The organism is Nonomuraea sp. NPDC049269 (assembly GCF_043197155.1).
In the GTDB taxonomy this organism is placed as follows: domain Bacteria; phylum Actinomycetota; class Actinomycetes; order Streptosporangiales; family Streptosporangiaceae; genus Nonomuraea.
Genome location: NZ_JBICSO010000008.1, coordinates 684,001 through 707,977, shown reverse-complemented (window position 1 = coordinate 707,977; position 23,977 = coordinate 684,001). Strand labels below are relative to the sequence as shown.

Genomic DNA, 23,977 nt, shown 5'->3' with positions numbered 1-23,977 from the left:
TCACGGCAGCGCCTCCAGCAGCTCACGGGTGTACGGATGGGACGGCGCGGCGAGCACCTCGGCGGCCGGGCCGCTCTCCACGACGGCGCCGTCCTTCATGACCAGCACCCGGTCGGCGATCGTGGAGACCAGGGCCAGGTCGTGGGAGACCAGCAGCAGGGCCAGGCCGCGTTCCGCGCGCAGCCGCCGCAGCACGCCGACGACCTCGGCCTGCACGGTCACGTCGAGCGCGCTGGTTGGCTCGTCGGCCAGGATCACCTCGGCGCCGAGCGCGATGGCCAGCGCGATCGCGAACCGCTGCGCCTGGCCGCCCGAGATCTCGTGCGGATAGCGGCGCAGGATGCCCGGGTCGAGCATGACCGCCTCGACGGCCTCCACCATGACCCGGTCGGCGCTCAGGCCGTGCAGCTTCAGCGCGCGGCGCATCAGGGTGCCCAGACGGGTCGTGGGGCTCAGCGCGGCCTGGGGTGACTGCATCACGAGCGCCACCCGGGCGCCCCGGATCTCGCGGAGCCGCCGTTCCGGCGCTTGGAGCACCTCGACTCCACAGACCCGGATATTTCCGGATACGTGGGCGCCTTCGGTGAGGCCCAGCAGCGAGAGCAGCGTGGTCGACTTGCCCGACCCGCTCTCCCCCACGATCGCCACGCACTCCCCTTCACGCACGTCCAGCTCGGGCACGTCGGCGACCAGCCGCTCGCCGTACCGCACCTGAAGATCCCTGACCTCGATCACTTCACGACCCTTCGTGGGTCGAGGGCGTTGCGCAGCCCCTCCCCCAGTACGTTGAAGGCGAAGGCCGTGACCAGGATCGCCAGCCCGGGGAAGGTCACGACCCACCAGTTCGTGGTGAACAGCGTCTGCCCCTGCTCCACCATCAGCCCCCACTCCGCCGTCGGCTCCTGCGCGCCGAGGCCCAGGTACGACAGCGCGGCGGCGGTGAGGATCACCCCGCCCGCGTCGAGGGAGATCTGGACCAGGACGGGGGTGAGCGAGTTCGGCAGGACGTGCCTCAGGATGATCATGGGCGCGGGCACGCCCAGGCAGCGGGCGGCGTCCACGTAGCTCCGGGTGGAGATGGAGGCCGCCACGGAGGCGGCCAGCCGGGCGTACCAGGGCCACCAGGTCACCGCGATGGCCACGATCGCGGTCGTCACGCTGGGCTCCAGCACCACGGCCAGGGCCAGCGACAGCAGCAGGGCGGGGAAGGCCAGAAAGACGTCGGTGACACGCATGATGACGTCCCGCAGCCAGCCGCCCGCGTAGCCCGCCACCACACCCAGCGTGACGCCCACGGCCGCCGACATCGCCAGCACGGCCACGGCGATGGTCAGCGAGGTCCGCCCGCCGTACAGGACCTGGGTGAGCACGTCGCGCCCGACCTTGTCGGTCCCGAACCAGTGCGCGCCGCTCGGCGGGAGCAGGCTGTGGACGGGATCGAGCCGGTCCACGGGGTACGGCGCGAGCCACGGCGCCAGGACCGCGGCCAGCAGGATGAGCACGATGAGCACCGCCCCGGCGGCGGCGAACCGGTCGGTGACCTTCGGCAGCGTACGGCGCAGCCGCACCGGCTCCTCGGCCACCCGCGTCTCGGTCATCGGGCCCTCGCTCTCGGGTCGACCACGCCCTGGAGGAGGTCCACGACCAGGTTGGCCAGCACGTAGACCATGGCGACCAGCAGCGTGACGCCCGCGATGGCCGGGGTGTCACGGCTGGAGATCGACTGGACGGCGTAGCGGCCCAGCCCCGGCCAGTTGAACACCGCCTCGACCAGGAACCCGTTCACGATCGCGTACGCGAAGACCAGGGCGATCAGGGACAGCACCGGGTTCAGCGCGGGCCGCAGGGCGAACCTGGTCAGGATCGACGTCTCCCCGAAGCCGAGCGCCCGCTCCAGCCGGGCGTGGTCCTGACCGGACTCCTCGATGAGCGCAGCCCTGGTCATCTGCGCGATCACGCCCGTCGGGTAGGCCGCCACGACCAGGGCGGGCAGCACCAGGTGTTCGAGCGTGCTGGTGAGGATCGGCCAGTTGCCGGTGATGAGCGCGTCGACGAGGGTGATGTTGGTCCAGAGCGTCAGGGGGCTGGTGGTGTCTAGCGTGGAGTCGTACTCGCCGGCGATCGGGAACCAGCCGAGGTTGCTGGCGAACACCGTCTGCATGGCCAGGCCCAGCCAGAACACCGGCACCGAGACCGCCAGCATGCTGGTGATCCGCACCCCAAAGTCCGGAAATTTCGTCTTATAGCGGGCGGCGAGCACGCCGACCGGAATGCCCACTGCGATCGCGATGAGCAGCGCCGTGCCGACCAGCTCCAGCGAGGCGGGGAAGGCGAGCAGCAGATCGTCGCGGACCGGCTGCCGGGTACGCAGGCTGGTGCCCCAGTCGCCCGTCACCAGGTCCCTGACGTAGTTCCAGAGCTGCACCGGGATCGCGTCGTCCAGCCCGAACCGCAGCCGGGCCGCCGCGAGCTCCTCGGGAGTCGCCTTCGGCCCGGCGAACGCGACCGCCGGATCGCCGGGCACCAGCCGCATGACGGCGAACGTGAGCACGATCACGCCGGCCACGACCAGGACGGCCTGGCCGAGGCGGCGGACCAGATAGCGCGGCATGGGTCAGCTTGCGGGCTTGAGATCGTAGAAGAAGACCACGTTGGGATAGGCCGGGTTGTCGACGTACCCCTGCACGTCCGCCGTCAGCGCGCGCTGGTAGGTCTGCACGTACGGCACCGCCACCGCGGCCTGATCCTGGATGATCTGCTTCTGCAGGGTCGCGTACGACTGCTCGGCGGCGAACCTGTCGGTGGCCGTGAGCTGCGGCAGCGCGTCGATCTCCTTGTCGATCTCGGCGTTCTTCAGATAGGAGAGGTTGAACTGCGGCTTGTCCGCGCTCCTGAACACGTTGAGGAACCACGAGTACGCGTCGGCGTAGTCGGGATACCAGTACATGACGAAGATGTCCTGACCCTGCTTCTTGCCCTGGTCCCACTGCGCGTTCCAGGCCATCGGCTTGGCCTCCAGACGCACGTTGAGCTCCTTCAGCGCCGAGCTGAGCAGCGTGACCAGCAGCTTCTGGTCCTCGTCACCCTGGGCGTAGGTCATCTTCAGCTTCAGCTCGGGCAGGTCGCGGCCGTAGCCCGCCTCGGCGAGCAGTTCCTGCGCCTTGGGCAGGTCCTGCTTGGGCTCCAGGTTGGCGGTGTAGCCGATGAGGCCCTGCGGCACCAGGCCGGTGCTCTTCCTGCCCGCGCCCTTCAGCGCCGCGATGAGGCCGTCGTAGTCGAGCGCGAGCTGGAGCGCCTGCCGGATCCTGACGTCCTTCATCGGACCCGTGGCGGTGTTGAACAGCAGCAGGAGGTTCTGGAAGGACGGTGTCTGCGAGGTCCGCACGCTCTGGGTCGTGCCCGCCTGCTCGAAGAGCTGCGGGTTGAGGCGCTCGACGAAGTTCACCTCGCCCTTCTGCAGCAACTGCCAGGCGGTGGTGATCTCGGGGGTGACCCGGAAGGCGATCTTCTTGTACTGCTCGGGCTTCCAGCCGCCCCAGTAGTCCTCGTACGCCTTCAGCGTGAGCTCGGTCTCCTTGCCCTTCTGCCAGCTGTCGATGGTGTACGGGCCGGTGCCGGCGTCGGTCTTGCCGTCCTTGAGCTTGTCGGCGGCGGCCGTGTCATAGATGTAGGCGGCGTAGCCGGAGGAGGCGATCAGGTCGAGCGGCGCCGCGTACTTGAGGGTGAACTTCAGCGTCGCCGGGTCGGGCGTCTCGATCGTCTTGACCGAGCCCCAGATGTAGGCGGCGCCCGCGTTCATCTTGATCGTGCGCTCGATGGCCTTCTTGGCCGCCTCGGCGTCCACGCTGGCGCCGGTGTGGAACTTCACGCCCTGGCGCAGCTTGAACGTCCACTGCTTGCCGCCCTCGGCCGACGTCCACTCGGTGGCCAGACGCGGCTCGGGCTTCTGCGACTGGGTGTTGTACCTGGTCAAGCCCTCGTAGATGTTGGACATGGCGATGATCTCGTTGGAGTACGAGGTCGCCGGGTCCCAGTCCGTCACCACGTCGAGGTTGGGCGCGTAGACGAAGGTGGCGTCGTTGGCCTTGGCGGCGGGGACGGCGGAGTCGCTCGTCGTGGCGCTCGGCTTCGGGCTTCGATCCGCACCGCGCACCTGGCCGCCCGCGCACGCGGATGCGGTCATGGCCACGGCACCGGCGACCCCGGCGACGAGCAGACGCTTGTGCCAGCGCATGGGTGGGGAGTCCTTTCGATCTGTCACCGGGAGAGAGGTCCGGCGGCTTTGACGTGTACCCGCACCGCGGGCTCGGAGAGGTAGCTCAGCGGCACCTCGAGCAGGTCGACGATCTCCACTCCGGCCGGATCCGCGCCTGCGGCCACGGCACGAGCCGCCGCTTCCTCCTTGGCTCTTTCGATCGCCTTTGACCGGCTTTCGCCCGCCGGCAAGATCGTATCCACTCTGCCGCTCGCGAGGGCGATCGCTGCGCCGACGGCGTTGGCCACCTCGGCGTGTTCCGGGCGGACGACGCGGCTCACGCCGGGGATCTCGGCGGGCAGCAGGAACGCGCCGCCACCCACCGCCACCAGCGGACGGTCGGCCCGGCCGAGCGCCATCCGGTCCACGGCGTCGATCACCGTCGCGTCGGCGACGGCCAGTGCCCTTTGCAGAGTGTCGCCGAAAGTTTCCGACATGTTCGCCGCGGCCGCTTCCAGCCGTTCGCGCCAGCCGGCCGCGTCCGCCGGGACACGGCCGCCCGCCACGGCGGCGTCGGTGAGCGTCGTCGTGGAGCCGCCGAACACCAGCGCCTCCTCCGCGATCCGGTAGCCCACCGAGTCCGGCCCCACCGTCCCACCGGCGGCCCGGATCACGGTGCCGCCGCCCAGTGCGATGGCCAGGATGTCCGGCATCCGGAAGTTCGTCAGCACCCCGCCGATCTCCACCGCCGCCGCCGACTCCCTCGGGAACCCACCGGCCAGCACGCCCAGGTCCGTGGAGGTGCCGCCCACGTCGGCCACGATCGCGTCGCGCACCCCTGACAGGAAGGCGGCCCCGCGCAGCGAGTTCGCCGGTCCTGAGCCGATCGTGGACACCGGCAGCCGCGCGGCGTGCGCCACCGTCATCAGCGTGCCGTCGTTCTGGGCGAGGTACGGCCGCGCGCCCAGCCCCCGTTCGGCCAGCGCCGCCACCAGGGCGTCGGTCACGTGCGCCGCCACGCCGTACAGGGCGGCGTTGAGCACGGTCGCGTTCTCCCGCTCCAGCAGCCCGAGGGAGCCGATCTCGTGGCTCACCGAGACGGGCAGCCCGTACTCGTTCCCGACCAGCTCCTCGACGACCCGCTCCTGGTCGGCGCTGGCCGGGCTGAACACGCCGGTCACCGCCACGGCGTCGGCCCGCACGCCGTCCAGGAACCGGCGGATCGCGCCGAGGTCGAGCGGGCTGATCTCGCGGCCGTCGACGTAGTGGCCGCCGGGCACGATGGCCTCGCCCGCGGACACGGCCTTGCGCAGGTCGTCCGGCCAGTCGGAGAGCGGGGGCACCGAGGTGGTCGCGGGCGCGCCGAGCCGCAGCACCGCCACCCGGCCGAGGTTCCTGCGCTCCAGGATCGCGTTGGTCGCGTGCGTGGTGCCCAGCATGACCCGGGTGATCCGGTCCCACGCGGCCACCTCGGCGAGCACCGCGTCCAGCGCCGCCCGCAGCCCCGCGGTCACGTCCGGCGTCGTCGGCCGCTTGGCCTTGGCGACCACCCGGTCGGCGGCGTCCAGGACGACGGCGTCCGTGTTCGTGCCGCCGACGTCGATCCCGATCCGCAACGCGCCCTCAGCCACGCGGCTCCCCCTTCACCAGTTCCTCGATGGGCACGTACTCCAGGTCGTAGCCGAACGCGCGCGGCCCCGCCGTCTCCAGCCCCTTGGGCGTCCGCCAGAGCGGGTCGCACGGCCAGGCGAGCACCGTGACGCGCTGGCCGTACCGCAGGCCCTCGGTCTGGACGGCGGCGGCCGTCTCGGTGTCGACCACGGTGATCAGGTCCGGCACCATGGCTCTGGGCCGGCCGTTCTCGACGGCGACGAGGTTCTCGTTCTGGAGCTCCAGCGTGAGCATGCGGCCCCGGTCGTCGCCGGTGCCCTCGATCGTGGCCGTGCCCCTGACGAACCCGCCGGTCGTACGTCGTTCGACGTCCGCCAGCTTGCCGGTGATCAGGCGGGCCGCGCCGAGCCGTTCCGCCAGTGCGCGCAGCGGCTCCGCCGCGCCCTCGGTGGCGCGGCCGATGGCCAGCGCGCGGGTGACCGTACCCTCGATGACCGCGCCGCGCGCCTGCGCGGCGGTGAGCACGTAGTCGGCCATCAGGGCGGTCGAGCCCGCCGCCACGCAGACGGCGCGGGCCAGCCGCTCCGACCAGAGGCCGTCGACGGGGCGGATCGTCACGACGTTCCCCACGACGTCGGACATGACGACGAGGTCGGCGGGCAGCCCCGCCACGTACATCGACACCATCTGCACTTCGGGGAACGCCCGGCCCATGGCGTCGGCGTCCAGCAGCGGCAGGCCGAGCTGGGCGGCCCAGGCGACGGGCGCGACACCGTTCGACCCGCCGATCTCCGACGACATGACCGCGGCCGGCGGGCGGCCGAAGATCCGCTCGATCTCCTCCGCGATCCGCTTGGCCTCGTCCTCACTGTGGATCATCTCGTGGCTGACGGTCGGCGCGCCGATGCCGGACAGCGGCACGACCAGCGCGTCACCGGGCAGCTCCGCCAGCTCCACGAGCGGCACCGGCCCGTACGTCTGGATCGCCCGGATCGCCGCCAGCGACCCGGTCCGCACGTCTCCTCCGCCTCCGGTGCCCAGCACGGCACATCCCCGGGCGAGGGCGGGAATGTCGCTGATGTCGATACTCATATGGCGACACAACCAAGCACATAGCCACCCGTTGCGCCAGTCAGGCCTGTCAGGTCCGCGCGGCGAGGCTCGTGTGGGGGCATGCTTCGGTGTACCGGCGGATACGGAAAGGTGAGCGTGAGCATGCGGATTTCGGTGGCGGCCGACAGCCTGGACGGCGTGGCCGAGCGCGTCGTGCAACTCCTGCGCACGCGCGGCCACGAGGTGGTCACGCACGGCGCGCTCAACGCCGAGGAGCGCGCCGACTGGGCGTGGGCGTCCGAACTCGCCGCGCGCGACGTGAGCGAGGGACGCGCCGACCAGGCCGTCGTGTGCTGCTGGACCGGCACGGGCGCCTCGATCGCGGCGAACAAGGTGCCGGGCGTACGGGCGGCGCTCTGCGTCGACGCCTACACGGCCGGCGGGGCGCGTAAATGGAACGACGCCAACATCCTGGCGCTGAGCCTGCGACTGACGTCCGAGGTGGTGCTGGAGGAGATCCTCGACGCCTGGCTGGCCGGCGCGCCGAGCACGGACGCCGTCGACCAGGCGAACGTCTCCCACCTCGACGCCATCTGACGACGAGACCGCCGTCCGGGAAATGACCTTGGACGGAAGCTCGGAAACGTCGGTGCCGCCGTTTAGGGTGCTGGGCATGACCGACGTGCTTCTCCACGGCGGGCAGCTGTGGGGTCTCAGGATGCCTACCGACATCCTCGTACGGGACGGCCGGATCGAGCGGGTCGCGGCCACGATCGACGCGCCCGCGGCGCGCTCGTTCGACATCACCGGCCAGCTCGTGCTGCCCGGCCTCGTCGAGGCGCACTGCCACCTCGACAAGACCCTCTACGGCGGGCCCTGGGTCCCTCACTCCGCCGACGACACGCTGGCCGGCCGCATCGGCAACGACCTGGGCCGCCGCGCCGAGCTCGGCGTGCCGAGCGTCGAACGCGTCGCCGCGCTGCTGGCCCGGATGAGCGCGTACGGCACCACTCACGTCCGCACCCACACCGACATCGACCCGCTGGTCGGCCTGCGCGGCGTGGAGGCCGTCCGGGAGGCGGCGGCGGGCTCCCCCATCGACGTGCGCCAGGTCGCCTTCCCCCAGCACGGCGTGCTCACCAACCCCGGCACGGCCGACCTGCTCGAAGCGGCGCTCAAGAGCGGTGTCGAGGCGATCGGCGGACTCGACCCGGCGGGCATCGACCGCGACCCGGTGCGCCACCTCGACGTCATCTTCGGGCTGGCGGCGCGCTATGGCACGCATCTCGACATCCACCTCCACGACGGCGGCTCACTCGGCGCCTGGGAGCTGGAGCTCATCACCGAGCGCACCAAGGTGCTCGGCCTGGCGGGCAGGGTGGCGGTCAGTCACGCCTACGCGCTCGGCCAGCTCGACGACGCCTACCAGGACCGCCTGATCCAGGGCTTCGCCGAGGCCGGCGTGGCGCTGGTGACGGCCGCCGTCTACAGCTTCCCCGTGCCCCCGATCAAGAAGCTGCGGGCGGCGGGCGTCACGGTCGCGTGCGGCCACGACGGCATCCGCGACCTGTGGGGCCCCTACGGCAGCGGCGACATGCTCGAACGCGCCATGCACGTCGCTTACCGCAGCACGTTCCGCGGAGACGAGGACATCGAGCTCGCGCTGGAGGCGGCGACCGTCGGCGGTGCCCGCATGCTCGGCCTCGACGACTACGGCCTGGCTCCCGGCGACCGGGCCGACCTCGTCGTCGTCCCCGCGAGCGGCCCGGCCGAGGCCGTGGTCGTTCACCCAGCGCGCACTCTGGTCATGAAAGACGGCGCAGTCCTGCACAATTGACCGGCGGGACCATCGAAAGGCAGGCAAGTGCTCTCTATTCACCAGCGGATCGCGGAAGAGCTCGGCGTACGCGACGGGCAGGTGCTGTCGGCTGTCGAGCTGCTCGACGGCGGCGCGACGGTGCCGTTCATCGCCCGCTACCGCAAGGAGGTCACCGGCGCCCTCGACGACGCCCAGCTGCGCACGCTCGAAGAGCGGCTGCGCTACCTGCGCGAGCTGGAGGAGCGCAGGGCGGCGATCCTGGAGTCGATCGAGTCCCAGGGCAAGCTCGACGACGACCTGCGCGCCCAGATCATGGCGGCCGACACCAAGGCCCGCCTGGAGGACATCTACCTCCCCTACAAGCCCAAGCGGCGCACCAAGGCGCAGATCGCCCGCGAGCTGGGCCTGGAGCCGCTGGCCGACCAGCTGCTCGCCGATCCCTCGCACGACCCGGCCGCTCTGGCCGAGACGTTCCTCACCGAGGGCGTCGCCGACGCGGCGGCCGCCCTGGAGGGCGCGCGGGCGATCCTCATCGAGCGCTTCGCCGAGGACGCCGACCTCATCGGCGGGCTGCGCGAGCAGCTCTGGGGCCGTGGCCGGCTGCTCTCCACGGTCCGTGAGGGCAAGGAGGAGGCGGGGGCGAAGTTCTCCGACTACTTCGAGTTCGGGGAGCCGTTCACCAAGCTGCCCTCGCACCGGATCCTGGCCATGTTCAGGGGCGAGAAGGAGGAGATCCTCTCCGTCACGCTGGAGCCCGACGACAGCCCCGAGTACGAGATGCGCATCGCCTCCCGCTTCGGCGTCTCCGACCAGGGACGCCCGGCCGACCGCTGGCTCAACGAGACCGTGCGCTGGGCCTGGCGCACCCGCATCCTCGTGCACCTGGGCATCGACATCCGCATGCGGCTCTGGCAGGCGGCCGAGGACGAGGCCGTGCGGGTGTTCGCCACCAACCTGCGCGACCTGCTGCTGGCCGCGCCCGCCGGCACCCGCACGACCATGGGCCTCGACCCCGGGCTGCGCACCGGCGTGAAGGTGGCCGTGGTCGACGCCACCGGCAAGGTCGTCGACACCGCCACCATCTACCCGCACGAGCCCAAGCGGCAGTGGGACCAGTCGCTGGCCGTCCTGGGCGCGCTCGCGCAGAAGCACGGCGTCGAGCTGATCGCGATCGGCAACGGCACCGCCTCCCGCGAGACCGACAAGCTGGCCGGCGAGCTGGTCCAGCACATGCCGTCGGTGACCAAGATCGTGGTGTCGGAGGCGGGCGCGTCCGTCTACTCCGCCTCGGCCTACGCCTCAGCGGAGCTGCCCGACCTCGATGTGTCGATCCGTGGCGCGGTCTCCATCGCGCGCCGCCTCCAGGACCCGCTGGCCGAGCTGGTCAAGATCGACCCCAAGTCGATCGGCGTCGGCCAATACCAGCACGACCTCGCCGAGACCAAGCTGTCCCGCTCCCTCGACGCGGTGGTCGAAGACTGCGTCAACGCCGTGGGCGTCGACGTCAACACCGCCTCCCCGCCGCTGCTCACGCGCGTGTCGGGCATCGGCGCCACGCTGGCCGAGAGCATCGTGCGCCACCGCGACACCAACGGCCCCTTCAAGACCCGCTCGGCCCTGAAGGACGTGGCCCGCCTCGGGCCCAAGGCGTTCGAACAGTGCGCGGGCTTCCTGCGCATCGCGGGCGGCGACGACCCACTCGACGCCTCCAGCGTGCACCCCGAGGCCTACCCGGTGGTCCGGCGCATCCTCGGCTCGGTCCAGACCGACCTCAAGACGCTGATCGGCAACACGGCGACGCTGCGGGCGATCAAGCCGCAGGAGTTCACGGACGACAAGTTCGGCCTGCCGACAGTCACCGACATCCTGCGCGAGCTGGAGAAGCCCGGCCGTGACCCACGGCCCGCGTTCAAGACCGCGACCTTCAAGGAGGGCGTGGAGAAGATCTCCGATCTGCTGCCCGGCATGATCCTTGAGGGCGTGGTGACGAACGTGGCGGCGTTCGGCGCGTTCGTGGATGTCGGCGTACACCAGGACGGCCTGGTCCACGTCTCCGCCATGTCCCGAAATTACGTGACAAATCCCCGCGACGTCGCCAAGCCCGGTGACATCGTCCGCGTCAAGGTCCTCGAGATCGACATCCCCCGCAAGCGCATCTCCCTGACCATGCGCCTGGACGACGAGACCACCCCCGAAGGCCGCCCCTCCCGCGGCTCCGGCGGCGCCGGCCGCGGCCCGGCCGACGGCAACCGCGGCCCGGGCGGCGGTCGTGGTCCGGGTGGCGGCGGCCGTGGCCCGACCGGAGACGGCAACCGCGGCGCGGGTGGCGGCGGTCGCAGCACGGCCGGAGACGGCAACCGCAGCACGGCCGGAGCTGGAGACGGTAGCCGCGGCGCAGCGGGCCGTGGAGCGACTGGTGCTGGAGACGGCGGTCGCGGATCCGGCGGTCGCGCCGACGCGACCCGCGGAGGCGGCGCCCCCGGAGCCGGCACCTCTGGCGGCGGCGCACGCGGTGACGGTCGCGGAGACAGCGGTCGCGGCGCCAGTGGACGTGGAGACGGCGGCCGTGGGGACGGCGCACGAGGCGGTTCCGGCGGTCGCGGCGACGGCGCACGAGGTGGCGGCGGCGCTCAGCGCGGCGACGGTGGTCAGCGGGGTCGCGGAGACGGCGGCCAGCGCGGCGGCGGTGCCCGCCGCCCGGCCCCCTCGGGCGCCATGGCCGAAGCCCTCCGCAAGGCCGGCCTGACCGGAGACGACCAGTAACTCCCGGCTGTCGGCCGGCGCGCTGGGCAACCAACGCGCTGGCCGACGGTCGGCTTCACCCGGCGAACTCGCCCACCGCCGGGTGGTCCGCTGCGGGCGGAATCTCGGCGAGTCAGCCGTGCCCGCCGGAGCGATACGGTCGGAGGGTGAGCACTACTGCGTTTACCACGGCGATCACCCAGGCCCGCGACCTGCTCAGGTGGCGCTCACCACTGCGCACAGAGCTCTGGGCGGCCCGGCTCACGGCGACACTGCGCCCAACAGAGGTCCGCCCGCTCGTACGAGAGCTGACCGAAGCCGGCACTCCAGAGGCACGCCTCACCCTCGCCGCCCTGGCCGTCGTGGAAACCGCAGCTCTGAACGACGACGAGGCGCACTACGACGACACCAACGCCGAAGCAGCGGCCACACCCCCAACCGAGGCGGCAGCCGACGACGACACTCAGGCACCGGGCGACACCGTAGCCAGCGGCACCAGCCCGTACGCGGGCACGGATCCGCAGACCGGACACCCGACCACGCAGGAGCCAGGAGGCAAGAGCCTTCAAGAGGTTCTGCGCGAAGCCGGGCAGGAGGCCGTGCGAGGGCTGCCCGAGTGGGCCGGGCGGATGGGGCAGGTGGTGTGTGAGCAGGCGTGGTACGGCAAGGCCGACCGCTACGGCGAGCAGGCCCTGGCCGCTCTGCGGTTCCGCTACCCCGACGGCAAGGAGCCGCACGTCCTGATCGTGGGCATCGACCAGGTCAACGGCGGCCTGGCGGTCGATGCGACGGTCGAGGAGCCGAAGTTCCTCGACGACCTGGACCTGCGTTCGGCGGATCCGGCTGTGGTAGCGGGGCGGGTGCTGGACGCGTTCGAGATGACGGACCTCGTCATGGGGGCGCCGATCGCCGAGAGCCTGCCCGCCGTCCGCCCGCTGGCCCTCGCCCGCGCGCGGACCGTCCCCGATCCGGTACGGCAGGCGCCCGACGACACCATGTCCCGGTTCCTGGATCTGCCGGATCTGCCCGGAGCGCAGGAGGCGTTCGGGAAACTTGTCGAGTTCGTGGGCGATCGGCCCCTGTGGTGGAGTCCGGCCCGGGTCTCGCGGTTCCTCACCTCATGGTTGCCGCGCGAGGCGATCCTGACCGAGGCGGCCATCTCGGCCATGCCCGACGTGGTCCGCGCCTGGAGCCGCTTCCACGGCGGCGACCCTGAGGTGCTCCGGCAGATCGAGGCCGATGCGCCGCGCCTGCCCGCGCTGATGGCGGACGAGTCGCTCGCGGGCCTCCGCAAGCGCATGACCCAGAACGGCCACTGACGCCAGGCCTATGACTCGCACGCCTGCCGTCCCACCACCTGCCGTCCCGCCGCCTGGCGGGCACGCCGACGCGCCGCACGGCACTGTTCGGACCTACCTTGCGGAATCGACGGCCAGAGGTGTCAGTGCGAGATCACGAGACGCAGGCCGCGGGCATCGTGTGAAGGTTGCGCTCTGAAGGTGAGACCGGATCTCCGCAGTCGATGAAGGTGCCGGCCGAAGCCACCTCAAGGTGATGTCCGACCGCGGCTACTTGGCTACGGCCGATGAGCCCGAACTGCTCACTCGCGACTTGATCGTCTTTCTTCGGCGCCTGGCCTGACCGCGCACCAGCATTCCGGCGCCTCTACCGGATAGCGACGTGCGCCATGTCAGGGAGTTGGGACAAAACGCCTGGCACCTGCGAGCACAACCTCCGGATTTTCGGTGTTCCACCACAGCTCGCCGTCGACCGTCAGGTACGGCAACCAGTAGCGCACCGGAGCACCTGCGGCGAGCGCGTCGGCCACCTCGGTGAGATAGGTGCCGAGCGTGGGCCAGGCAGCATCGAAGTCGCCGAGGCCGTCGTGCGCGGTAAGGCCGACCCGCCCGTACCCGGGCCCGGGCCGCAGGTCGATCACCTGCGCATCACCGTCCAGGGCGGCGAACGGCACCCATCGCTCGTGCCACCACGGCTCGGCGCCCGGCCGGTGCGGGGTGAGCCCGTCGAAGCTCGGGGCGACGTCCATGCACGCGCGCCAGTGGTCGACGATGCCGACGGCCGACAGCGGCGGCCCTTCGGGCAGGATGTTCGCCCAGATGCGCTGGCCGTCGTGGCGGCGCAGCGACTCGACAAGCTCAGGCGGGAAGGCGAGCCCCAGCACGGCCTCGGCGGCGGCGATGTCGGCCGGGTCGGCGGGTGGGGCCAGGGCGGCCGCGCTGGCCGGGGTATGCCGCGCCAGCCACTCCTCGATCCGCGCCCACGCTTGCGTCACCACGCCCACGCACACACCCTAGCCCCGCTTGGGTGGCAAGGCTTGCCACCGAAGTCCCGACCAGCAGCGACAGGATCGGCAACTTCGCTGATCATGGAGCAGCGCCGACTGCCCCAGCCCTATGAGCGGCCTTCAGGGCGAAGTGAGCGGTTCGGCCTGGTAGGCCCGGTGAAGCAGCTCCAAGAAGGACGGCGCCTCAGGCAAAGGCACAGAGCCGATCCGGCGTACCGCCACACCCGGCGTCCATGAGTTCATGACCACGCCCCCGGCCAACGCAGGCAGGTCGGCGAGCGTGATCTCCTGGACGCGCTGGGGGACGCCGAGGCGGCTCAGTTGGCGGCGGACAATGCTCATCGTGGTTCCGCCCAGCATCTCGGCCGCGGGCCACACCACCGCGGCGCCGTCCCAAAAGGCCAGATTCCAGATCGACCCCTCGCTGAGCCGACCCCGACGGTCGATGAAGGCGGCGTCGTCGAAGCCTTGCCCAACGGCCTGACGGAGGAAATACGTCTTGGCCACCTCGCCGACATGCTTCACGCCCGGCAGGACCCGCTCGTACTCGACCGTCGCCAGCGTCAGCGGGCCCTCCGGACCAGACGCGGCCGGCCCGGTACGGACCAGTACCTCGGGCTCCACATCAGTCCCGGCCACGGTGAACTCGCCCGCCGGCGAATACACCGTGGCCATCAGCGAGAGGTCAGCCGGACCGGCCTCCAGACCCGCCCGCAGACAGGACCGCACCCGATTCTCGGGCAACGCTCGGCCGAACAACTCCACCGAGGCAGACCGCAGCCGTTCCAGATGGAGGTCGAGGCCCCGGACCTGGCCCCCACGCACCTGCATGGCAGTGAAGTGGGCATAGCCGGCGAAGGCGAGCGGCGCCAGTTCCTCGCCGGTCGCCGCCCGGCCATTACGTTGAACAACAAAAGAGGCAGCAGCGGTACTCATCGCAGGTCTCTCCCCAGATCATGGTGATGCGCCCCGCCGACATCTCTATCGCGGGGCTGAGGATCAGCCTGCCCTGGTGAACCGCGGTCTCCCAGAGCCCTGTTCTGCTGACGACCAGTGGTCCTACTACTGCCAGGGTCAGTCTCGTCCGCGGTCGCGTGCGTACAGCCAGCGATAATGGGCGATATGGGAGATCAGCTTGGTACGGAGGAGGCGGCGGATCCCGGCGGCGAGCGGCCGTTCGATCCGCGCGCTGAGCTCGGCAAGTTCCTGCGCAGCCGCCGGGCCCGGCTGAGGCCGGAGGATGTCGGGTTGCCGGCCTTTGGACGGTACCGGCGGGTGCCGGGACTGCGCCGCGAGGAGCTGGCCCAACTCGCCGGCGTGTCGGTCGCCTACCTCACCCGGCTTGAGCAGGGCAGAGGCTCCAACGTGTCAGCCGAGGTGCTCGACGCGATCGCGCGTGCCCTGCGACTGACGGACGCCGAGCACGAACACCTCACGCATCTGGTCAAGTGCCAGCACCGGAAGAAGCACTCGCCGCCGCGCCAGGAGCAGGTACGCGCCACGCTCCGGGAGATGCTGGCCTCCTTGGAGGGGGTGCCCGCGTACGTGACGGGACCGCGCTCGGACATCCAGGCCTGGAATCCGATGGCGGCGGCCCTGTTCGGCGACTGGGATCGATTGCCCTCCCGGGAGCGCAACTGGGCTCGGCTGGTGTTCCTTCAGCCCGACTATCGCCGGCTGTTCGTGGACTGGGAGTCGAAGGCAGCCAACATCGTCGGAGCCATGCGCCTGTACGCGGGCTGCTATCCGGACGACCCTCAGCTGTCGGCGCTCGTGGGCGAGCTGTCGGTGAAGAGCGAGGCGTTCCGCCGCCTGTGGGCCAGGCACGACGTCAAGGAGAAGAACCACGGCGCCCAGCGCCTGCATCATCCGCTGGTGGGCGACCTCACCCTTTCCTTCGAGTCGTTCCGGCTGCCCGACGATCCCGAGCAGTCCCTGACCGTCTACAACGCCCCGCCCGGCTCCACCGCGGCGGAGAGCCTGCGGCTGCTGGCCAGCTGGGGCGCGGATGCGATCGCCACGGGGTAGGCCGCCGAAGGCCAAACGAAGACGGCCCGCGGCGCCGCCGAAAGTGGCTGAACGCAGGCAGTGCGGCGACCGAAGACGGGCGAAGGCGGCCAACCGAGCAGCCAGGAAATGGGCCGGAGTCGTGGGTGGGGGCGGCTATGCTGCGCAATGAACGTTTTACCGCCGCCCCCGCACGGGCGTCTCAAGGGAGATCTACGCAATGTACAAGGAGTTCGCCGCCGAGGCCGTGGTCTGGCTAGTCCCGGTTGTGGTCCTCATCGGCCTCGCCCTGATGGTCACCTCCTGACGGCCGGGGGCCGGACCGGGCGCGGCCCCTGGCGGCCTAGTCAGCGGTAATACTCGTAGTGGACGACCGTGTTGACGTCACGGTCGAAGCGGATCTCGCCGTCGAGCCACCGGTTCCACATGTTCGAGAGCGTACGAGTCCTGACGGTGCATCCTCCCCAACGGGAGTGCTTGGCCCGGATGGTGCCGACGTAGTCGTAGCACGACCCGACCTTCTTGCCGTTGACCTTGAGCCGGGCGTTCAGGCTGACGGCGTAGAGGGTCGTGCGGGAGATGTTGGTGATCCGCACCTTGACGCGGCAGGTGTCCTTGCAGCGGCCCCAGTGGATCTTGTACTTGATCAGATGCGCATTGGCGGTGCTGGAGAGGGTGGTTGGCGCGTTCGCGGCCACCACCGCGAGAGCGGGAGACGGAGCCGCGGCGTTCGCGGCGGACGGCGCCGCGACCACGGCCCCTACCACCGCCACTGCCGAGGTGACGGATAAGAGCGTGCCGACGAGACCCTTGACCATGTTGCCCCCATAAGCAACGACGTGCTGCCGCTTCCCCCTGTTGAAAGCGACGTCAGGCTCCCGATTAACCGTCAGGGAAACGGCCGAGTCAATTGGTTGTCCGACCACATCCCTATTACCCGGTTATGCGGCTTTAGGAAGCCCAGGAGAGCAAGCGACTCCCCTGCCGCAGGCGTTTCAACGCCTGTTTCTCCAGTTGCCTGATGCGCTCTCTGGTGAGCCCGAGGCGTTCCGCGATTTCGGTGTAGGTCCACGTTTCCTGGCCGGCCAGGCCGTACCTGAGCCTGAGAATGAAAGCCTCTCGCGGTGGGAGCGAGGTGAGCACCTGATGCAGGTCGGCGTTGAGCGCGCGGCGCTCCATGACCTCCTGCGCCTGGAGACCGTCCTCATCGGCGATCATGTCGCCGATGTTGCCCTCGCCGTTCTCCCCGACGGGCACGTCCAGGCTGACCGTCTCCTGGGCGAGTCGCCGCAGCACGGCGACGTGGCCGAGTGAGCGTTCCGCGGCCTTGGCGAGCTCGCCGTCGCGTGGTTCGCGTCCCAGGTCGACGGTGAGTTGCCGGGCGATCCTGGTCAGCCGCGACAGCTCTTCGGCGACGTGCGTGGGCAGCCGTACGGTGCGGCTCTTGTCGTGGATGCCGCGTTCGATGGCCTGGCGGATCCACCACATCCCGTAGGTGGAGAACTTGTAACCCCGTTTGTAGTCGAACTTCTCCACAGCCCTGATCAACCCGAGATTGCCCTCCTGGATGACGTCGAGAAGCGGAAGCCCACGGAAGGCGTAGCGTCTGGCGGCGGCCACCACCAGCCGGAGATTGGACCTGATGAGCAGGTCCTTGGCGCGCTGCCCCTCGCGGCGGACGCATTCGAGCTCCGGAGTGCCCTGGCCACGGCTGATCAGGTAGCCCGAGTAGAGCCCCGCCTCGATCCGCCGTGCCAGGTCCACCTCGTCCGCGGCGGAGAGCAAAGGTGTCTTTCCGATCTGCTCCAGGTACATGCCGAGCAGGTCGGGCTCTTCGGCCGACATACCACGGCGACTACCCGGTAAACGGCGGCGAACTCCCCGGTTCGTTGAGTTCTGCTATGGCGAGTTCGGCGGTGGTGCGGATATCGAAGAACTTGTCGAGGGCGGTGATGGCGAACAGATGCTTACACCTGCCGTTAAGCCCGGAAAGGAGCAACCGGCCGCCGGACGCGGTCACCGCCTTGTGCAGATAAACGAGCACGGAAAGGCCCGAAGAATCGCAGACGCTGACCGCCTGCATGTCGATGACGAGTAGTGGTGGCTGGGTCAGATCCAACGCCTTGGTGACGCGATCACGCACCTCGGCCGCGGAGCCGAAGTCGAAATCCCCCGTAAGCCTGGCGATGACACACGGTCCCTGGAGCCCGAGGCTGATCGACAAGGCTTGCTCCGAAGTCACCCAGTTCCACCTACCCGCATTGCTTATCCGATGTCACCACTTTACGAGAAGTAGCGTCTCGGGTTGGACACCAGCATCTGCTCGATCTGATCGCCGGTCACACCCGAGTCAAGGAGTGCGGCCAAGACCTCGTCGTGGATGTGATCGTAGCGCCAGTTGGGCGCCATCGTGCTCAGCGCGTCATCCCAAGCTGCCCCAAAGTAGTCATAAAAGCACCCAGCATCGTGGCTGAGGACCATGCGATCAGCGTATCCCCGCTGGCAGAGGGCGGCGATGGTGGCCACTCGCTCGGAGGTCGGATTGTAGACATCCAGCCCGAATCTATCCATACCCAGCGTGGCGCCCGTGTCGGCCAGACGCATCAGGTAGTCGAGATCGTTGGTGTCGCCCGCGTGCCCGACGACGACCTTCGTCAGGTCCACGCCCTCCTTGGCGAAGAAGTCGAGCGCTGTCAGCCCGCTCTGCGTGAAGGAGTTCGTGTGGACGGTGATCGGCGCGCCGGTGCGTACGTGGGCCTGCGCGACGGCCCGGCAGATCCGCTCGACCCCGGGCGTCAGGCCCTTCTGCTCGACCACGCACTTGAGGAACGCCGCCTTGACCCCGGTGTCGGCGATGCCCTCGGTGATGTCCCGCACGAAATCGTCGATCATCGGATCGGGTATGTCCAGGAGCAGGCCGGGACCGCGGAACTCGTACTGGTGCGGCAGCTCGTCGAAGCTGTACATGCCGGTCGCGGCGATGATGTGCAGGTCCGGCACTTCGGCGGCGATGCGCTGGATGCGGGGGATGTACCGGCCGATCCCCCACACCGTCGGGTCCACGATCGTCCGCACGCCCTTCGCCGCCGCCGCGTTGAGCTTCGTGATCGCGTCCGCGACCCGGAACTCCTCGTCCCACCAGGCACCTTTGCCGTAGTTGTCCACATACTCGGTGGAGAGGACGAAGACGTGTTCGTGCATCAGGGTCTGACCGAGCTCATCGACGTCGACGGGGCCGCGAACGGTGTTGACGGTGGGCATGCACGCCTCCATACCGGCTGGTCGGTGCCGCCAACCTAGGCCGCCGCATACCCACCGTCAATGGGCCAGCCGCGGGAACAACGGCTCGGGCTCGGGCAGCCGTTCCCCGCGCACCGCCGCCGCCACGCGAGCCGCCCCTGTGGGCAGGAACGGCGCCAGTTGTACGGCCAGCACCTGGCACGCGTACACGAGCGTCGACAGCGAGGTCTCCCGGTCCCCGGGCTCCTGCCGCCACGGCTTGACCCGTTCGACGTACTTGTTCGCTTCCTCGACGATCGTCCAGACCGCGGCGGCGGCGCGGCGGAAGTCGAACTCCTCCAGCGCCTCGTGCACCCGCCCCGGCGCGCTCTCACAGGCCTCGACGAGGGTACGTCCGGCGACCGCGTCAACGGCGACCGCGGGGACCTCGCCGTCCCGGAACCGGTGCACCATGGTGACGACCCGGTTGACCAGGTTGCCGACACCGTTGGCCAGATCCTCGTCGGCCCTGGCGACCAGCCGTTCCACGGTGAAGTCGGCGTCGCCGACCCGCGGCACCTCGCGCAGCAACCACCACCGCACCGCGTCGGCGCCATAGGCCCGCGCGATCACCTCGGCGTCCGCGGACGTTCCCGATGATTTGCTGATCTTGCGCCCGCCGACGGTCAGGTAGTCGTGGACGAAGATCTCGGCAGGCAGCGGCAGGCCCGCCGCGAGTAGCATCGCCGGCCAGTAGACCGCGTGGAAGCGGATCACGCCCTTGCCCATCAGGTGAACCTTGCGCGGCTCCGCCACCCACCAGCGGTCGTAATCGCCGCCGTCCAGCGCGGTGACGTAGTTGGCCAGAGCGTCCCACCACACGTACACCACCTGGGAAGGGTCCCCCGGCACCGGTATGCCCCAGCCGCGGGCCCGGTCCGCGGAGCGCGAGACGCTGATGTCGGCCAGCCCGGCCTCGATGAACGCCAGCACCTCGTTCCGCCGCGCGGCCGGCTCGATCCTGAGCCGCCCGCCGCGGATGAGATCCAGCAACGCGTCCTGGTAACGCGAGAGGCGGAAGAACCAGTTCCGCTCCGAGACCCGCTGCAACGGCGCCTCGTGCTCGGGGCAGGGCCCCTCGCTGTAGAACTGCTCGCAGCCGACACAGTAGAGCCCCTCGTAGTGCCGCTGGTAGAGGTCGCCGTCGATCGCCCGCCAGATCCGCTCGACTCCCGGGCGATGCCCCGGATGATGGCTCGTCCGGATGAACGAGTCGAAGGTCAGGTCGTACGACTCGCGCAGGGCCTCGAAGGCGGCCGCGTTCCGATCGACGAGCTCACGCACCGGGACGCCCTCCGCTTCGGCGGCCAGCACGTTCTTCAGCGAGTTGTCGTCGGTGCCGGTCTGGAAGCGTACGGGCTCGCCCCGCCGCCGGTAGTGCCGAGCCAGTACATCACCCTGCACGATCTCCAGGGCGTGCCCCAGATGCGGGCGGGCGTTGACATAAGGGATGGTGGTCGTGATGTACATCGTGTGTCTCCCGAGGGCCCCGGACACGACGAGAGGCCCCGGTCGCAGGGCCTCGAACAAGACGTCGTCGGTGGAAGCCCCTACGGGGCCATCATCACCAGTCGCGTCGTCATGCGCTCATCGTAGCGTTCCGGCTGAAACCGGCGCACTCGTAAATCACCCGCCCCCGGGACGGAGCCCGCGAGCTCGCGGAGCACCCGGCGTCACGGAACCCCAGCGTCACGAAGGCCCCAGCGTCACGGAGGCTCCGGCGTCACGGAGGCTCCGGCGTCACGGAGGCTCCGGCGTCACGGAGGCTCCGCGATGGCGGACCTTCCAGATGATCAGGCCGACCGCGAAGACGGCGAGGCCCGCGAGCACGGACGTCAGCGGCAGGGTCGCCGCCAGCAGCAGGCAGAGGGCCAGCCCGAGCGCCGGTACGGCCTTGGGCGGGGCGCCCTCGTCCGGCCCGAGGGTGAGCGCGCAGGCGTTGGCGATGGCGTAATAGACCAGGACGCCGAACGACGAGAAGCCGATCGCCCCACGCAGGTCCGCCACCAGCAGCAGCCCGACCACCACCACGCCCACGGCCAGCTCGGCCCGGCGGGGGACCTCGGTCGCGGAATGGACCTCGGCCAGGAGCCCGGGGAGATCGCGCCGCCGGGCCATGGCGAGGACGGTGCGAGAGACACCGAGAAGGAGGGCCAGCAGCGCCCCCAGCGCCGCCACCGCCGCGCCCGCGCTGACCACCGGCCCCAACCAGGCCGCGCCGGACGCGGTGGCCACGTCGGCGAGCGGGGCGTCGGACGCGCCGAGCGACATCGGGCCCAGCACGGACAGCGCGGTGACGGCGACCAGGGCGTAGACCACCAGCGTGACGGCCAGGGCGGCGGTGATGGCGCGGGGGATGGTGCGTGCCGGGTCGCGGACCTCCTCGCCGAGCGTGGCGATCCTGGCATACCCGGCGAAGGCGAAGAACAGCAGGCCCGCGCCCTGGAGAACATCCCACACGGTGGGGTGGTACGCCTCCTCGACCTGCACCGCGATCGCGTAGAACCGGGCGTACACGTCGTTCTTGGGGATGGGTGTGGCGGTCTCCTCGGGAGAGAGGTCGATCCTCTGGTCCTTGTCGACGATGCGCGCGTTCGACGGCAGACCGTCCGCCGAGAGGGCACCGTCCCCGGAGCCGGTGGCAGAGGAGGCGTCAGGGCCGTTCAGCAGCCCGATGGCGACCACCGCGACCAGGACCGCCAGCACGAACGCCACCATCACCCGCGCCGCCATGGCCGAGCGCTGGACGCCGAACAGGTTGAGCGCGGTCAGCGCCACCACGGCGGCGATGGCGAGGGGCCGGGCCAGGCCGGGCGCCACGTACGAGCCGAAGGTCAGCGCCATCGCCGCGCAGGAGGCGGTCTTGCCGACGGTGAAGCCCCAGCCCGCGAGGTAGCCCCAGACCGGGCCGAGCCGCCGCCTGCCGTAGACGTAGGTGCCGCCCGACTCGGGATAGAGGGCGGCGAGGCGAGCGGAGGAGGTCGCGTTGCAGTAGGCGACGACGGCGGCGAGGGCTAGGGCGAGGAGCAGCCACGCACCCGCGGCCGCCGCGGCGGGCGCGAAGGCGGCGAACACCCCGGCACCGATCATCGCGCTCAGCCCCACGACCACCGCGTCGGCGGTGCCGAGACGCCGTGACAGCTCCACCCCGCCCTCCTCGTTCAACCGGCTGGCAGCCACTATGCACCACACCGCCGACAAAAGAACCACGGGCGAAAGGCCGCCCGGCGAACGGCACCCCGGCTAATCCGGCGCGTCCGGCTTGTCCGGTGCGGGCACCACCAGCACCGGCCGGTGCGCGTGGTGCAGCACCCGGTCGGAGGTGCTCCCGAGCAGCAGCGACTTCACCCCGCCCAGCCCCCGAGTCCCGGTGACGATCAACGTGGCCCCGACCTCGTCCGCCACCTCCACAATGGCCGACCACACGGCGAGCGCGTCCGGCTCACAACGCGGCGTAGCGTCGAACCCCGCCTTCCTGGCCAGCTCCGTGCCCTGTTCGGCGAGCTGCCTCATGGCCTGTCCGACGGCCTCGTCCTCGACGGGCGAATCATCGATGGGCATCATCAACCCGGCCGACGCCCGCACCGAGGCCATCCCCAGGCGTTCCCACACGGTCAGCACAACAGCGCGCCGACCGGCCAGCAGCGTGCCCGCGAAGGCGATCGCCGCCTTGGCGTCGTCCGAGCCGTCGTACGCGATCAGAATGGTCGTTTCAGCTGCTTCCATAGCCGAGCTCTTTCCCGAGCGGGCCGTTTCACGCCCACGAGCTGGGTAGCCAGCGGATATGACAGTCACTCGATTCAAGGATCTGCCTCTGGCCGACCGTGACCGCGAGTGGGACGCGGCGGCGGCCGACAAACGCGTGCGCAAGTGGGCGGGCGCCGAGGACGGTCCGGACGAGAAGTACCGCCAGGCCTTTCTCTGGTACGACGGCGACAACGCCGACGAGTTCGGCGGCTACAAGCTGCCGATCGCCGACGTCGTGGGCGGTGAGCTGAAGGTCGTCCCGCGGGCCGTGATCTCCGCCGCCGGGGTCGTCGACGGTGCCAGGGGCGGAGTCGACGTGCCGAAGGGCGACCTCGATCGGATCAAGTCGCACCTGGCCAAGTACTACGCCAAGATGGGCGACACGCCGCCCTGGGAGCGCTGAATCGACGGCTTGAGCAGCGACAACCCGGCCAGGGCGAGCACCCCGATCTCGGTGACGACCACGAGGCGCTGGGTGAGCCCGGCGGGGATCTCGTCGTTGGACAGCGGGATGCCGAACATCCGCACGACGTAGGGGACCACGACGAGCAGCAGCGCGCCCAGCGCCACCGCGCTCAGGACCCGTACGGCCCTGGCGTACCGGACCCGCGCGTTGGCCAGCAGCATCCCCGCGACCGGCATCACCAGGAAAGCGGCGAAGGCGGCATACCTATGGATGCCTCCCGACAGCGAAAGCGGCACGCCCGGGCGGTCCGTGGGAAAGGCACCGATCAGGAACATGCTCCCGCCCCACGCCAGCAGCAGCAGGACGACCCACACGCTCGCTCCGGCCCGGCGCAGCGACTCGGCGATCAGTGCCGAGCCGAACGCGAAGAGCGTCAGCGAGGTCGGCAGCAGCCACCCGAGGGGCTGAAAGGCGTACTCGCTGATCACGCTGTGCAGCGGGTCGAGACCCGACTCGGCGTGCAAGGTGAGCATGGCGCCGGCCCCGGTGCCGATGGCCGCGAATCCGCTGAGAAGCAATGCCTTCATGCTTCAAAGCTCGTGGAATACGGGCTTCCGGAGTATCGGAGATCGACCCGAACGAGCCCTGAACGACCCCTTAATACCTTGGTCGTAGCAGTTCGGGCGGATGCCCGCTGACCTGCGGGAAACCACCCCTGGGTGGGGTAGGCCCCCTCAGGGTAGGTACCGTCGGCGGTAGCCGATTTGACTTAGAGCGCGCTCTAAGGGCCAGTCTGTAGCTCTACCCGGAAAG

General features: G+C 70.3%; 22 protein-coding genes. 6 read left to right on the top strand and 16 right to left on the bottom strand.

Annotated elements, in window-relative coordinates:
- The 6 genes from ACGFNP_RS42810 to ACGFNP_RS42785 are packed head-to-tail and all read right to left on the bottom strand — an operon-like array spanning position 1 to position 6,898.
- Positions 1 to 735 (bottom strand): ABC transporter ATP-binding protein, encoded by a 735-nt coding sequence (locus ACGFNP_RS42810; protein ID WP_358322321.1) that lies wholly within the window; start codon positions 733 to 735, stop codon positions 1 to 3.
- A complete protein-coding gene (locus tag ACGFNP_RS42805) occupies positions 732 to 1,598 on the bottom strand; it encodes an ABC transporter permease (RefSeq protein ID WP_393328609.1) in 867 nt (288 codons plus the stop codon). Before ACGFNP_RS42805 ends, ACGFNP_RS42810 begins: the two co-directional genes overlap by 4 nt.
- Positions 1,595 to 2,611: an ABC transporter permease gene (locus ACGFNP_RS42800; RefSeq protein WP_393328607.1), complete on the bottom strand. Its 1,017-nt coding sequence runs from the start codon at positions 2,609 to 2,611 to the stop codon at positions 1,595 to 1,597. The genes ACGFNP_RS42805 and ACGFNP_RS42800 overlap by 4 nt, the downstream gene beginning before the upstream one ends.
- A gap of 3 nt (positions 2,612 to 2,614) precedes the next feature.
- Positions 2,615 to 4,234, bottom strand: coding sequence for an ABC transporter substrate-binding protein (locus tag ACGFNP_RS42795; protein ID WP_358322330.1), 1,620 nt, complete (start codon positions 4,232 to 4,234; stop codon positions 2,615 to 2,617).
- Positions 4,235 to 4,257: 23 nt separating this feature from the next.
- Entirely contained in the window at positions 4,258 to 5,826 is a 1,569-nt protein-coding gene (locus ACGFNP_RS42790) for a hydantoinase/oxoprolinase N-terminal domain-containing protein (RefSeq protein WP_393328605.1), read from the bottom strand.
- Positions 5,819 to 6,898: a DUF917 domain-containing protein gene (locus tag ACGFNP_RS42785; protein WP_393328603.1), complete on the bottom strand. Its 1,080-nt coding sequence runs from the start codon at positions 6,896 to 6,898 to the stop codon at positions 5,819 to 5,821. The genes ACGFNP_RS42790 and ACGFNP_RS42785 overlap by 8 nt, the downstream gene beginning before the upstream one ends.
- 123 nt (positions 6,899 to 7,021) lie before the next feature.
- Here ACGFNP_RS42785 and ACGFNP_RS42780 point away from each other — a divergent pair, with 123 nt between their 5' ends.
- The 4 genes from ACGFNP_RS42780 to ACGFNP_RS42765 all read left to right on the top strand — a co-directional run bounded on the left by ACGFNP_RS42780 (position 7,022) and on the right by ACGFNP_RS42765 (position 12,739).
- Complete coding sequence (locus tag ACGFNP_RS42780) at positions 7,022 to 7,456, top strand: RpiB/LacA/LacB family sugar-phosphate isomerase (protein ID WP_393328601.1); 435 nt, start codon at positions 7,022 to 7,024, stop codon at positions 7,454 to 7,456.
- Positions 7,457 to 7,532: 76 nt separating this feature from the next.
- A complete protein-coding gene (locus ACGFNP_RS42775; protein WP_393328599.1) occupies positions 7,533 to 8,696 on the top strand; it encodes an amidohydrolase in 1,164 nt (387 codons plus the stop codon).
- A 27-nt stretch (positions 8,697 to 8,723) separates the two neighbouring features.
- Positions 8,724 to 11,441, top strand: a complete 2,718-nt coding sequence (locus tag ACGFNP_RS42770) for a Tex family protein (RefSeq protein ID WP_358322343.1) — start codon at positions 8,724 to 8,726, stop codon at positions 11,439 to 11,441.
- 146 nt (positions 11,442 to 11,587) lie between these two features.
- Positions 11,588 to 12,739 (top strand): hypothetical protein, encoded by a 1,152-nt coding sequence (locus ACGFNP_RS42765; RefSeq protein ID WP_358322346.1) that lies wholly within the window; start codon positions 11,588 to 11,590, stop codon positions 12,737 to 12,739.
- Positions 12,740 to 13,110: 371 nt separating this feature from the next.
- On the opposite strand, the gene ACGFNP_RS42760 is transcribed toward ACGFNP_RS42765, so the two are convergent.
- Both ACGFNP_RS42760 and ACGFNP_RS42755 read right to left on the bottom strand, forming a co-directional pair.
- Positions 13,111 to 13,722 (bottom strand): SMI1/KNR4 family protein, encoded by a 612-nt coding sequence (locus tag ACGFNP_RS42760; RefSeq protein WP_393328597.1) that lies wholly within the window; start codon positions 13,720 to 13,722, stop codon positions 13,111 to 13,113.
- A 123-nt stretch (positions 13,723 to 13,845) separates the two neighbouring features.
- On the bottom strand, positions 13,846 to 14,661 hold the full coding sequence (locus ACGFNP_RS42755) for an aminotransferase class IV family protein (RefSeq protein ID WP_358322352.1): 816 nt from the start codon (positions 14,659 to 14,661) through the stop codon (positions 13,846 to 13,848).
- A 186-nt stretch (positions 14,662 to 14,847) separates the two neighbouring features.
- Here ACGFNP_RS42755 and ACGFNP_RS42750 point away from each other — a divergent pair, with 186 nt between their 5' ends.
- A complete protein-coding gene (locus ACGFNP_RS42750) occupies positions 14,848 to 15,753 on the top strand; it encodes a helix-turn-helix transcriptional regulator (protein WP_393328595.1) in 906 nt (301 codons plus the stop codon).
- 326 nt (positions 15,754 to 16,079) lie between these two features.
- On the opposite strand, the gene ACGFNP_RS42745 is transcribed toward ACGFNP_RS42750, so the two are convergent.
- The 7 genes from ACGFNP_RS42745 to ACGFNP_RS42715 form a co-directional block, all read right to left on the bottom strand.
- Entirely contained in the window at positions 16,080 to 16,550 is a 471-nt protein-coding gene (locus ACGFNP_RS42745) for a hypothetical protein (RefSeq protein WP_358322357.1), read from the bottom strand.
- A 133-nt stretch (positions 16,551 to 16,683) separates the two neighbouring features.
- On the bottom strand, positions 16,684 to 17,577 hold the full coding sequence (locus ACGFNP_RS42740) for a sigma-70 family RNA polymerase sigma factor (RefSeq protein WP_358322360.1): 894 nt from the start codon (positions 17,575 to 17,577) through the stop codon (positions 16,684 to 16,686).
- A 10-nt stretch (positions 17,578 to 17,587) separates the two neighbouring features.
- A complete protein-coding gene (locus tag ACGFNP_RS42735; protein ID WP_219530398.1) occupies positions 17,588 to 17,974 on the bottom strand; it encodes an STAS domain-containing protein in 387 nt (128 codons plus the stop codon).
- A 41-nt stretch (positions 17,975 to 18,015) separates the two neighbouring features.
- Complete coding sequence (locus ACGFNP_RS42730) at positions 18,016 to 18,993, bottom strand: phosphotriesterase-related protein (RefSeq protein ID WP_358322363.1); 978 nt, start codon at positions 18,991 to 18,993, stop codon at positions 18,016 to 18,018.
- A gap of 57 nt (positions 18,994 to 19,050) precedes the next feature.
- Positions 19,051 to 20,481: a methionine--tRNA ligase gene (locus tag ACGFNP_RS42725; protein WP_393328593.1), complete on the bottom strand. Its 1,431-nt coding sequence runs from the start codon at positions 20,479 to 20,481 to the stop codon at positions 19,051 to 19,053.
- Between the two features lie 270 nt (positions 20,482 to 20,751).
- Positions 20,752 to 22,158, bottom strand: a complete 1,407-nt coding sequence (locus ACGFNP_RS42720) for an APC family permease (protein WP_393328591.1) — start codon at positions 22,156 to 22,158, stop codon at positions 20,752 to 20,754.
- A gap of 96 nt (positions 22,159 to 22,254) precedes the next feature.
- The gene (locus ACGFNP_RS42715) at positions 22,255 to 22,737 is read right to left on the bottom strand and encodes a universal stress protein (protein WP_358322371.1); all 483 of its coding nucleotides are present in this window, start codon (positions 22,735 to 22,737) and stop codon (positions 22,255 to 22,257) included.
- A 58-nt stretch (positions 22,738 to 22,795) separates the two neighbouring features.
- On the opposite strand from ACGFNP_RS42715, the gene ACGFNP_RS42710 reads away from it, so the two are divergent.
- Positions 22,796 to 23,161 carry a hypothetical protein gene (locus tag ACGFNP_RS42710; RefSeq protein ID WP_393328590.1) on the top strand — a complete coding sequence of 122 codons (366 nt, stop codon included), beginning with the start codon at positions 22,796 to 22,798 and terminating at the stop codon, positions 23,159 to 23,161.
- Here ACGFNP_RS42710 and ACGFNP_RS42705 read toward each other — a convergent pair.
- On the bottom strand, positions 23,122 to 23,751 hold the full coding sequence (locus ACGFNP_RS42705) for a DUF998 domain-containing protein (protein ID WP_358322377.1): 630 nt from the start codon (positions 23,749 to 23,751) through the stop codon (positions 23,122 to 23,124). The genes ACGFNP_RS42710 and ACGFNP_RS42705 overlap by 40 nt on opposite strands.
- Positions 23,752 to 23,977 lie beyond the last annotated feature (226 nt).

Bases quoted from the DNA above. Each gene is read 5' to 3' on its own strand.
- ACGFNP_RS42805 (WP_393328609.1), bottom strand. From the start codon at position 1,598: ATGACCGAGACGCGGGTGGCCGAGGAGCCGGTGCGGCTGCGCCGTACG.
- ACGFNP_RS42800 (WP_393328607.1), bottom strand. From the start codon at position 2,611: ATGCCGCGCTATCTGGTCCGCCGCCTCGGCCAGGCCGTCCTGGTCGTG.
- ACGFNP_RS42795 (WP_358322330.1), bottom strand. From the start codon at position 4,234: ATGCGCTGGCACAAGCGTCTGCTCGTCGCCGGGGTCGCCGGTGCCGTG.
- ACGFNP_RS42785 (WP_393328603.1), bottom strand. From the start codon at position 6,898: ATGAGTATCGACATCAGCGACATTCCCGCCCTCGCCCGGGGATGTGCC.
- ACGFNP_RS42780 (WP_393328601.1), top strand. From the start codon at position 7,022: ATGCGGATTTCGGTGGCGGCCGACAGCCTGGACGGCGTGGCCGAGCGC.
- ACGFNP_RS42775 (WP_393328599.1), top strand. From the start codon at position 7,533: ATGACCGACGTGCTTCTCCACGGCGGGCAGCTGTGGGGTCTCAGGATG.
- ACGFNP_RS42755 (WP_358322352.1), bottom strand. From the start codon at position 14,661: ATGAGTACCGCTGCTGCCTCTTTTGTTGTTCAACGTAATGGCCGGGCG.
- ACGFNP_RS42750 (WP_393328595.1), top strand. From the start codon at position 14,848: ATGGGAGATCAGCTTGGTACGGAGGAGGCGGCGGATCCCGGCGGCGAG.
- ACGFNP_RS42745 (WP_358322357.1), bottom strand. From the start codon at position 16,550: ATGGTCAAGGGTCTCGTCGGCACGCTCTTATCCGTCACCTCGGCAGTG.
- ACGFNP_RS42740 (WP_358322360.1), bottom strand. From the start codon at position 17,577: ATGTCGGCCGAAGAGCCCGACCTGCTCGGCATGTACCTGGAGCAGATC.
- ACGFNP_RS42730 (WP_358322363.1), bottom strand. From the start codon at position 18,993: ATGCCCACCGTCAACACCGTTCGCGGCCCCGTCGACGTCGATGAGCTC.
- ACGFNP_RS42725 (WP_393328593.1), bottom strand. From the start codon at position 20,481: ATGTACATCACGACCACCATCCCTTATGTCAACGCCCGCCCGCATCTG.
- ACGFNP_RS42715 (WP_358322371.1), bottom strand. From the start codon at position 22,737: ATGGAAGCAGCTGAAACGACCATTCTGATCGCGTACGACGGCTCGGAC.
- ACGFNP_RS42710 (WP_393328590.1), top strand. From the start codon at position 22,796: ATGACAGTCACTCGATTCAAGGATCTGCCTCTGGCCGACCGTGACCGC.
- ACGFNP_RS42705 (WP_358322377.1), bottom strand. From the start codon at position 23,751: ATGAAGGCATTGCTTCTCAGCGGATTCGCGGCCATCGGCACCGGGGCC.